The organism is Mesobacillus campisalis (assembly GCF_000986785.1).
Taxonomy (GTDB): Bacteria; Bacillota; Bacilli; order Bacillales; family Cytobacillaceae; genus Mesobacillus_B; species Mesobacillus_B campisalis.
Genome location: NZ_LAYY01000046.1, coordinates 1 through 8,572, shown reverse-complemented (window position 1 = coordinate 8,572; position 8,572 = coordinate 1). Strand labels below are relative to the sequence as shown.

Here is an 8,572-nt window from a genome sequence, read left to right as displayed (position 1 = left end):
ATCCTGGGGCTGTAGTCGGTCCCAAGGGTTGGGCTGTTCGCCCATTAAAGCGGTACGCGAGCTGGGTTCAGAACGTCGTGAGACAGTTCGGTCCCTATCCGTCGTGGGCGCAGGAAATTTGAGAGGAGCTGTCCTTAGTACGAGAGGACCGGGATGGACGCACCGCTGGTGTACCAGTTGTCTTGCCAAAGGCATCGCTGGGTAGCTATGTGCGGACGGGATAAGTGCTGAAAGCATCTAAGCATGAAGCCCCCCTCAAGATGAGATTTCCCATAGCGTCAAGCTAGTAAGATCCCTGAAAGATGATCAGGTTGATAGGTCAGAGGTGGAAGCGCGGTGACGTGTGGAGCTGACTGATACTAATCGATCGAGGACTTAACCTAATTGAAAAGCGGAGGCGACTGTACAGCCTCGACTATCGCTGGAGGGCCAGCAATTGAAGTCGTTCTTTGACTTCAAATGATGGACCGAAGCGACTCGAGAGGCTAGGAGCCGGAGCTGGACAAGAACGATACTCGAAATTGCAAACCTTCTGAAATACATTATCCAGTTTTGAGGGAATGAAAATTTTCCTTGCAAAAAATCAAAAAGACATTATAATAATAAATGTCTTGAAAAATTGTCTGGTGGCGATGGCGAGAAGGTCACACCCGTTCCCATGCCGAACACGGAAGTTAAGCTTCTCAGCGCCGATGGTAGTTGGGGGTTTCCCCCTGTGAGAGTAGGACGCCGCCAGGCAGTTATATTATTCCGCAGTAGCTCAGTGGTAGAGCATTCGGCTGTTAACCGAACGGTCGTAGGTTCGAATCCTACCTGCGGAGCCATATGGAGAGCTGTCCGAGAGGTCGAAGGAGCACGATTGGAAATCGTGTAGACGGTTACCGCTGTCTCAAGGGTTCGAATCCCTTGCTCTCCGCCATATAAATATCCTGGCCCCTTGGTCAAGCGGTTAAGACACCGCCCTTTCACGGCGGTAACACGGGTTCGAATCCCGTAGGGGTCACCATTCGGAGGATTAGCTCAGCTGGGAGAGCATCTGCCTTACAAGCAGAGGGTCGGCGGTTCGATCCCGTCATCCTCCACCATTAATCTTTAATAATATTATCGCGGGGTGGAGCAGTCCGGTAGCTCGTCGGGCTCATAACCCGAAGGTCGCAGGTTCAAATCCTGCCCCCGCAATCTGGTCCCGTGGTGTAGCGGTTAACATGCCTGCCTGTCACGCAGGAGATCGCGGGTTCGATTCCCGTCGGGACCGCCATTTAGTTTTGGCTCAGTAGCTCAGTCGGCAGAGCAGGTTGCTAACCTCTCTGAAACAGCTTCTGCGGCAACCTGCGAGAAAGACCGAAGGTCTTTTGAGCAAAGGACTTAACTTCTCCGCTAAGGGAAGAAATACAAATACGGCTCAGTAGCTCAGTCGGTAGAGCAAAGGACTGAAAATCCTTGTGTCGGCGGTTCGATTCCGTCCTGAGCCATCATGTGGTTTTGAAAAATCACATACAATTAAGACCAGTTCCATGTTATAATGGAGGGGTAGCGAAGTGGCTAAACGCGGCGGACTGTAAATCCGCTCCCTCAGGGTTCGGCGGTTCGAATCCGTCCCCCTCCACCATTATTTTAGGGGTATAGTTTAAAGGTAGAACAGAGGTCTCCAAAACCTCCAGTGTGGGTTCGATTCCTACTACCCCTGCCAACATTATGGCGGTCGTGGCGAAGTGGTTAACGCATCGGATTGTGGCTCCGACACTCGTGGGTTCGATTCCCATCGATCGCCCCATAATGATTCACATTTTTGCAGAAGATGCATAGTATATTAATGGGCTATAGCCAAGCGGTAAGGCAACGGACTTTGACTCCGTCATTCGTAGGTTCGAATCCTGCTAGCCCAGCCATTTATGCGGAAGTAGTTCAGTGGTAGAATACAACCTTGCCAAGGTTGGGGTCGCGGGTTCGAATCCCGTCTTCCGCTCCATTATTTTAAGGCGGCATAGCCAAGTGGTAAGGCAAAGGTCTGCAAAACCTTTATTCACCGGTTCGAATCCGGTTGCCGCCTCCATATTCATATTAGGCCGGTGTGGCGGAATTGGCAGACGCGCACGACTCAAAATCGTGTTCCGTGAGGAGTGTCGGTTCGACCCCGACCACCGGTATCACAGGCAGCATGCCAACTGCCAGAAAAGCTTTGCACATACGCTGCAAGGCTTTTTTTTGTGCTTTCCGATTCCTTTTAGGCGGAGAGATTCCGGTTAATGGATATAGCAGGGGCTTAAAAAGCAGAAATAAGCGGATTTATTCCGATTAACTGCTCTTTAAAGGGGCTAAATGAACGGATTAAATGCATTTAGGCGGAAAAACCTCCCTTATATTCGGGGAAATATCTACATTTCCCGGTTTAAGCGGAAACCTTCCGCTTATTTTTCAAACACAGTAAAACCAACCGGCAACATCACAGGAACTTTCTTTATAGTTGGTGAAAGCTCCTTATATTGGTTTTACAAAAAGCTATATAAAAACCTGTTTCACCATCTGTTGGCAATTTTTTATATAGAAAAAACTATTGATGAATTCTTTTGGTTAACATATAGTCGTTATGTATGTGCGTGCTGTGAAGCCAGTTAATCGCTACATAAAGCTTCAATTATAGCCAAACCTTACTGTCTGGAAAGAAAATAGAGTTAGGAGATTTTAGGGGGAATTATGAAAAAGCGTATATTAGCCATTTTATTAATATTCATTACAGTAGCACTAGTTTTATCAGGCTGCATTTCATCCGATTCAAGTCCGTCCGGAAACAGTCCAAACAAGGATATGAACAAGGATGAGCTGGTACTGGCGGTGGGCGGAGAACCGGAAACGGGCTTTGATCCAACGACAGGGTGGGGCCGCTATGGTTCACCTTTGTTCCAAAGCACTCTTTTTAAAAGGAACGAGGAATTAAAAATTGTGGAGGATTTGGCTCAAGGCTATCAAATCAGCGATGACGGGAGGGTATGGACGGTTACTCTCCGAAATGATGTCCATTTCTCCGATGGGCAGCCGCTGACGGCCGAAGATGTGGAATTCACTTTTAATACGGCTGCGGACAAGGCTTCGGTTGTAGACCTTACCATACTTGAAAAGGTGGAAGCGCTTGATGGCACGACCGTTGTTTTTACGTTAGAAAAGGCTCAATCTACATTTATCCATACTTTGGCTACAACGGGGATTGTCCCAAAGCATGCCTATAATGAGAACTATGCGGAAAATCCAGTTGGTTCGGGGCCTTATAAGCTGGTTCAATGGGATAAGGGCCAGCAGCTTATTATTGAAGCAAATCCAAATTACTATCATAAAAAGCCGTTCTTTCAAAAAGTGACATTCCTGTTTCTGGAGGAAGATGCGGCATTTGCAGCAGCAAAATCGGGAACGGTTGATGTGGCTGCGATACCTCCGTCTTTCAGCAGGCAGGAAGTGCCAGGAATGTTTGTGGAGGCAGTGAAAACTGTTGATAACAGGGGAATTGTTTTTCCGTATATTCCGTCAGGAGGGAAAACGGATTCCGGTCTTCCGGTTGGAAATGATGTAACCTCCGACCGTGCGATCCGGCAGGCCATCAATCTCGCCATTGACAGGAATGCTCTTATTGAGGGTGTGCTTGAGGGCTATGGTTCACCTGCTTATACTTCGGTGGACGGACTGCCGTGGTGGAATCCGGAAACAAAGTTCCGGGATGCTGATATGGAGGGAGCCGGCAAGCTCCTGAAGAATGCAGGCTGGAAAGATACAGATGGGGATGGAATCCTGGAAAAGGACGGGCAGAAAGCCGAGTTTTCCTTGTATTATCCTGCCGGAGACAATATTCGCCAGTCCCTGTCCATTGCGGCTGCGGATATGCTGAAGCCGCTTGGAATCAGCATAATCGTGGAAGGCGGCAGCTGGGACAAGATTGAACAAAATATGCATTCCAGCGCCGTGATGATGGGCTGGGGCAGCCATAATCCATATGAGATGTACAATATTTATAGCAGTGAAAACGCAGGTATAGAGTATTATAATACCGGGTTTTATAATAATGAAAAAGTGGATGAATATTTTAAAGAGGCTCTTTCCGCCACGGATGAAAATGAGGCGAATGAATACTGGAAAGAGGCCCAGTGGGATGGGGAAACCGGGCTAAGTGCGCGAGGAGACGCTCCCTGGGTGTGGCTGGTGAACATCGACCACCTTTACCTTGTAAAAGAAGGACTGGATATTGGGGAGCAAAGCATACATCCACATGGGCATGGCTGGCCGGTAACAGATAACATCACAGAATGGAAATGGAGTGAGTAGGGTGGCCAGGGCAAAGAACCTGGGTCGCTTCCTGCTTTGGAGGTCAATAAGGGCTTTTACCCTGCTGGCCGGAATCAGCATCATTTCCTTTCTTCTGGTCAAGAATTCCCCCATTGATCCAATTCAAGCCTATATAGGGGCGGATATGCTGAATGTAGGACCTGAGCAGCGGGAAAAAATCGCACAGCATTGGGGGCTTGATGACCCTGTGTTTAAGCAATATGTCAATTGGGCTTCCTCATTGCTGGGCGGTGATTTGGGGACTTCGATGATCTATCGGGAGCCTGTGGCCGAAGTAATCAAGGAAAAGTTTTCTCATTCCATTGTCCTTATGCTCACTGCCTGGGTTTTGTCCGGAGTTATTGGGTTCACAATGGGTGTGGTCGCGGCCATGAACAAAGATACAGCAATAGACAGGATTATCAAGTGGTACTGCTATACGCTAGCCTCTACTCCGGCGTTTTGGATGGGACTGCTGATGGTCATGGTTTTCGCTGTCTGGCTGGGGTGGTTTCCCGTAGGACTTGGCGTTCCTGCCGGAATTCTTTCGGATGACGTCACATTCATTGACAAAGTCAAACATTTGGTATTGCCAGCTATTACGCTTAGCATTGTCGGTGTTGCGAACATAGCACTGCATACCCGCCAAAAAATGATTGATGTTCTTGCAAGTGATTATATATTGTTTGCCCGGGCGCGCGGAGAGAGAGGTTTCATCCTCTTCTGGCGGCATGGGCTGCGCAATGTGGCTTTGCCGGCCATCTCCCTTCAATTTGCCGCCTTTAGTGAATTGTTTGGCGGCGCGGTCCTGACGGAACAGGTATTTTCCTATCCTGGCCTGGGACAGGCAACGGTGGAGGCGGGCCTGCGGGGGGATGTTCCATTATTGCTCGGATTGGTATTATTCAGTGCTTTATTTGTTTTTACGGGAAATTTGATTGCGGATTTGATTTATTATGTGGTTGATCCCAGGACGAGGGAGGGGCGCACCTATGAATCTTAGTTTCAAAGGGAAACTCTCTCTGAATCGAAGGCAGCGAACCATTTTGGAAATAGGCGCCGCGTTAGGGTTCATAATGGCGATAATCATTGGCAGATTTATGCTGGATGAAGGCAGCATTGGCACAAATTTAAGTGAACGGAATCTTCCTCCATCTTTCGAGCACTTTTTCGGAACAGACTGGCTTGGAAGGGATATGTTCGCCAGGACGATCATGGGGTTGTCTTTAAGTATGGGTGTGGGCCTGGCTGGAGCTGTTTCCAGTGCGGCCATTGCCCTGGTTCTAGGCTTGGCGGCTGCCACGCTGGGAAAAACGGCGGACACGATCATTTCATGGCTGATTGACTTGTTTTTGAGCGTCCCGCACCTGGTTACTCTTATCCTGATTTCATTTGCGCTGGGCGGAGGGTTTAAGGGAATAGTGTTCGGGATTGCTTTGACACATTGGCCAAGCCTTGCCCGGGTCATCAGGGCGGAAGTGATGCAGGTGCGTTCTGCAGACTATGTCCATATCTCAAGGAAAATGGGGAAACCTCGCACCTGGATTGCGATTCATCACATTATTCCCCATTTGATCCCCCAATTCCTAATTGGATTCCTGTTGATGTTCCCTCATGCCATCCTTCATGAAGCAGCTGTTACCTTCCTGGGGCTGGGGCTGTCCCCGCATGAGCCAGCAATTGGAATCATTCTTTCGGAATCAATGAAATACCTGTCTTCCGGGCTATGGTGGCTTGCGTTTTTCCCTGGCTTGAGCCTTCTGCTGGTTGTCCGTTCTTTTGATGCGGTCGGTGAGCGCCTCAGAGTGCTAATGGACCCTGCAAGGACCTGACCAGACTGGAAGACACAATTTAGAGGAGCATGTTATGCCAATTCTTGAAGTTGAAAATTTGTCCGTCACATTTAGACAATACGCCTCGGGCCTTAAGGAGAGGAATATCAGGGCTATTTCCAATCTGAGTGTTACCCTGGAGCAGGGCGAGGTCCTCGCAGTAGTCGGCGCGAGCGGCTCCGGGAAAAGCCTCCTGGCACATGCCATTCTGGGAATTCTGCCGGCAAATGCAGAAACCGCAGGCAGCATTAAATATTGCGGCGAGACTCTTACCGCTAAAAGAACGCAGTCTTTGCGCGGCAGGGAGATTGCGCTTGTCCCGCAATCTGTCGGCTATCTGGACCCGCTCATGCGTGTAGGAAATCAAGTCCGCACAGCTGTAAGGAACGGAAAACCTGCCGAGGAACAGCGTAAAGTGTTCAAGCGTTACAAGCTAAAAAGTGTAGTGGAAAAATTGTTTCCATTTGAATTGTCTGGTGGAATGGCGAGAAGGGTCCTGCTCTCCACTGCAATGGTCAGTGGCGCAAAGGTCATCATTGCCGATGAACCGACACCAGGACTTGACCCTGAAGCCTTGAATGAAGCGTTGCTGAACTTAAGGGAGCTTGGAGACCAGGGGTGTGCAGTTATGCTAATTACCCACGACATTGATTCGGCCCTTAGGATTGCTGATAAAATAGCGGTTTTTTATGCAGGCACTACTGTCGAGATTGCTCCCGCCAAGGATTTTACCGGTGATGGGGAGCATTTGCGGCATCCATACAGCAAGGCCTTGTGGGGGGCCTTGCCGCAAAATGGTTTCACGCCGATTCCAGGTTCACAGCCTCATTCGGCGGCTCTTCCTCCTGGGTGCCTCTTTGCATCAAGATGTGAAAAAGCAACGAAGGAATGTCACCAGGCGCAGCCCGATTTACGTGAATTGCGCAATGGGAAGGTGAGGTGCATCCATGCAACTTGATGCAAAAAATATCGGATTCCGCTATGGAAAATCGCCCTGGCTATTCAAGGGGATAAATTTCTCCATGCAGCCAGGCGAGGTTGTTGGACTGAAAGGCCCAAGCGGAACGGGTAAAACGACTTTATGCAGAATCCTGGCAGGGTACGAGAAGCCATTGGAAGGGAAGGTAACGCTGGGCGGAAAAGCTCTTCCGGAAATTGGCTACCATCCCGTGCAGATGGTCTTTCAGCATCCCGAAAAAGCTGTCAACCCGCGCTGGAAAATGGGGAAAACGCTTAAGGAAGGGGGGCGTCCGGATGATGACCTTCTTGCCAGGCTTGGAATACAGCAAGAGTGGCTGGAACGCTTGCCAAATGAGCTTTCAGGCGGGGAGCTGCAGCGCTTTTGCGTCGCAAGGGCATTAGGTCCGGGAACACGCTTCCTGATAGCAGATGAAATGACGACCATGCTTGATGCCATCACCCAGGCCCAAATATGGCATGCCGTTCTTCACCTCGCTGAAAAACGGAAGATGGGCATTCTGGTTGTCAGCCATGACGCAAAGCTGATGAACAGACTTTGCGATCGTGTAATTGAGCTTTAAAAAGATCCGCTCCTTGTTGAACTATGCCCTATAAAGTGGACGGTTTAAAAAAGCACCTGTAAGAATTTTATGCAGCTAACAGATGACTCCGGTACTGTGCCGGGGTCATCTTATTTAGAGTCCATTGATAACGCTCGTTATTGTATTCCTCAATATAACCTCCAATGATTCTTTTAAGCTCATTGAATGTTTGGCACTCCGCATAGTCAACTTCATCCTTAAAATGCCCAAAGAAGGATTCCATTGGAGCATTATCCCAACAATTTCCCTTACGGGACATAGACTGGATAAGCTTCATTTTCTTAACCCTTTTCTGAAATTCAGGGTGCGTGTAATGAAATCCCTGATCGGAATGGAGGATGGCACCAGGATGGACCATTCCCTTAAAAGATTGACCTAGTTTCTTCAGTGTATGATAAACAATGTCCATCTTAAGATTGGTGGACAGGTGATAAGCGACGATTTCCCTTGTGGATACGTCTTTGACACATGAAAGGTAAGCCGGACGCCCGGATCCGTAGTAAACATAGGTGATGTCTGTAAGGTATACTTTGCCGGGTACATCCTGTCCGAACTCTCTATTGAGTATGTTTGGAAGAGCCTTGTGTTCCTGATTGGCCTTTGCCATTTTCCTATAGGGATTCATCTGCCTGATTTTCGTTACGAGGTTGAATTTCCTCATAATCCGGCGGATCTTCTTATGATTCATTATTACATTTTTATCGTTCTCTAGAATCATCTTAATTACAAGGGTTCCGGCTCTCCCTTTCTTATAATCAAAGATTTCCTTGATTAACTCATAATCCTTCCAATCATTTTCTAGCCTCTCAGCCCTCTTGTGGTCAGCCTTAATCCAGGTGTAATAACCACTTCTACTTACACCAGCCATCT

Annotated in this window: 6 protein-coding genes, 14 tRNA genes and 2 rRNA genes; 21 read left to right on the top strand and 1 reads right to left on the bottom strand. The window is 48.6% G+C overall.

All coding sequences use genetic code 11. The annotated features are described in order from the left end of the window. The 21 genes from WQ57_RS21570 to WQ57_RS21465 all read left to right on the top strand — a co-directional run. Positions 1 to 383, top strand: a 23S ribosomal RNA gene (locus WQ57_RS21570); the annotation flags it as partial. Positions 384 to 622: 239 nt separating this feature from the next. Next, a 5S ribosomal RNA gene (gene rrf / locus WQ57_RS21565) occupies positions 623 to 738 on the top strand. Between the two features lie 11 nt (positions 739 to 749). Beyond that, positions 750 to 824 (top strand) — tRNA-Asn (locus WQ57_RS21560). A 3-nt stretch (positions 825 to 827) separates the two neighbouring features. After that, positions 828 to 919 (top strand) — tRNA-Ser (locus WQ57_RS21555). A 12-nt stretch (positions 920 to 931) separates the two neighbouring features. Continuing rightward, positions 932 to 1,006, top strand: a tRNA-Glu gene (locus tag WQ57_RS21550). Positions 1,007 to 1,009: 3 nt separating this feature from the next. Continuing rightward, positions 1,010 to 1,085 (top strand) — tRNA-Val (locus tag WQ57_RS21545). A 20-nt stretch (positions 1,086 to 1,105) separates the two neighbouring features. After that, positions 1,106 to 1,179, top strand: a tRNA-Met gene (locus WQ57_RS21540). Between the two features lie 3 nt (positions 1,180 to 1,182). Then, positions 1,183 to 1,258: transfer RNA gene (locus WQ57_RS21535), tRNA-Asp, on the top strand. 141 nt (positions 1,259 to 1,399) lie between these two features. Further along, positions 1,400 to 1,472: transfer RNA gene (locus tag WQ57_RS21530), tRNA-Phe, on the top strand. A 52-nt stretch (positions 1,473 to 1,524) separates the two neighbouring features. After that, positions 1,525 to 1,609, top strand: a tRNA-Tyr gene (locus WQ57_RS21525). A gap of 7 nt (positions 1,610 to 1,616) precedes the next feature. Continuing rightward, positions 1,617 to 1,690: transfer RNA gene (locus WQ57_RS21520), tRNA-Trp, on the top strand. A gap of 8 nt (positions 1,691 to 1,698) precedes the next feature. Next, positions 1,699 to 1,774 (top strand) — tRNA-His (locus WQ57_RS21515). Between the two features lie 40 nt (positions 1,775 to 1,814). Then, positions 1,815 to 1,889, top strand: a tRNA-Gln gene (locus WQ57_RS21510). A 5-nt stretch (positions 1,890 to 1,894) separates the two neighbouring features. After that, a tRNA-Gly gene (locus WQ57_RS21505) sits at positions 1,895 to 1,969 on the top strand. A gap of 9 nt (positions 1,970 to 1,978) precedes the next feature. Beyond that, positions 1,979 to 2,053: transfer RNA gene (locus WQ57_RS21500), tRNA-Cys, on the top strand. 12 nt (positions 2,054 to 2,065) lie between these two features. Continuing rightward, positions 2,066 to 2,147, top strand: a tRNA-Leu gene (locus WQ57_RS21495). A gap of 547 nt (positions 2,148 to 2,694) precedes the next feature. Continuing rightward, positions 2,695 to 4,308, top strand: coding sequence for an ABC transporter substrate-binding protein (locus WQ57_RS21485; protein WP_046525795.1), 1,614 nt, complete (start codon positions 2,695 to 2,697; stop codon positions 4,306 to 4,308). A gap of 1 nt (position 4,309) precedes the next feature. Then, positions 4,310 to 5,311: an ABC transporter permease gene (locus tag WQ57_RS21480; protein ID WP_046525794.1), complete on the top strand. Its 1,002-nt coding sequence runs from the start codon at positions 4,310 to 4,312 to the stop codon at positions 5,309 to 5,311. Beyond that, a complete protein-coding gene (locus WQ57_RS21475; protein WP_046525793.1) occupies positions 5,301 to 6,140 on the top strand; it encodes an ABC transporter permease in 840 nt (279 codons plus the stop codon). The genes WQ57_RS21480 and WQ57_RS21475 overlap by 11 nt, the downstream gene beginning before the upstream one ends. A gap of 34 nt (positions 6,141 to 6,174) precedes the next feature. Further along, positions 6,175 to 7,098, top strand: a complete 924-nt coding sequence (locus WQ57_RS21470; protein WP_046525792.1) for an ABC transporter ATP-binding protein — start codon at positions 6,175 to 6,177, stop codon at positions 7,096 to 7,098. Beyond that, positions 7,088 to 7,681 (top strand): ABC transporter ATP-binding protein, encoded by a 594-nt coding sequence (locus tag WQ57_RS21465; protein WP_046525791.1) that lies wholly within the window; start codon positions 7,088 to 7,090, stop codon positions 7,679 to 7,681. The genes WQ57_RS21470 and WQ57_RS21465 overlap by 11 nt, the downstream gene beginning before the upstream one ends. 67 nt (positions 7,682 to 7,748) lie before the next feature. On the opposite strand, the gene WQ57_RS21460 is transcribed toward WQ57_RS21465, so the two are convergent. Next, positions 7,749 to 8,572, bottom strand: an 824-nt coding sequence (locus WQ57_RS21460) for an IS3 family transposase (RefSeq protein WP_046525790.1), incomplete at its 5' end; no start/stop codon positions are given.

What these genes read in the sequence shown, in the direction of transcription:
- WQ57_RS21475 (WP_046525793.1), top strand. Translation starts at nt 5,301, where the DNA reads ATGAATCTTAGTTTCAAAGGGAAACTCTCTCTGAATCGAAGGCAGCGA.
- WQ57_RS21465 (WP_046525791.1), top strand. Translation starts at nt 7,088, where the DNA reads ATGCAACTTGATGCAAAAAATATCGGATTCCGCTATGGAAAATCGCCC.
- WQ57_RS21470 (WP_046525792.1), top strand. Translation starts at nt 6,175, where the DNA reads ATGCCAATTCTTGAAGTTGAAAATTTGTCCGTCACATTTAGACAATAC.
- WQ57_RS21485 (WP_046525795.1), top strand. Translation starts at nt 2,695, where the DNA reads ATGAAAAAGCGTATATTAGCCATTTTATTAATATTCATTACAGTAGCA.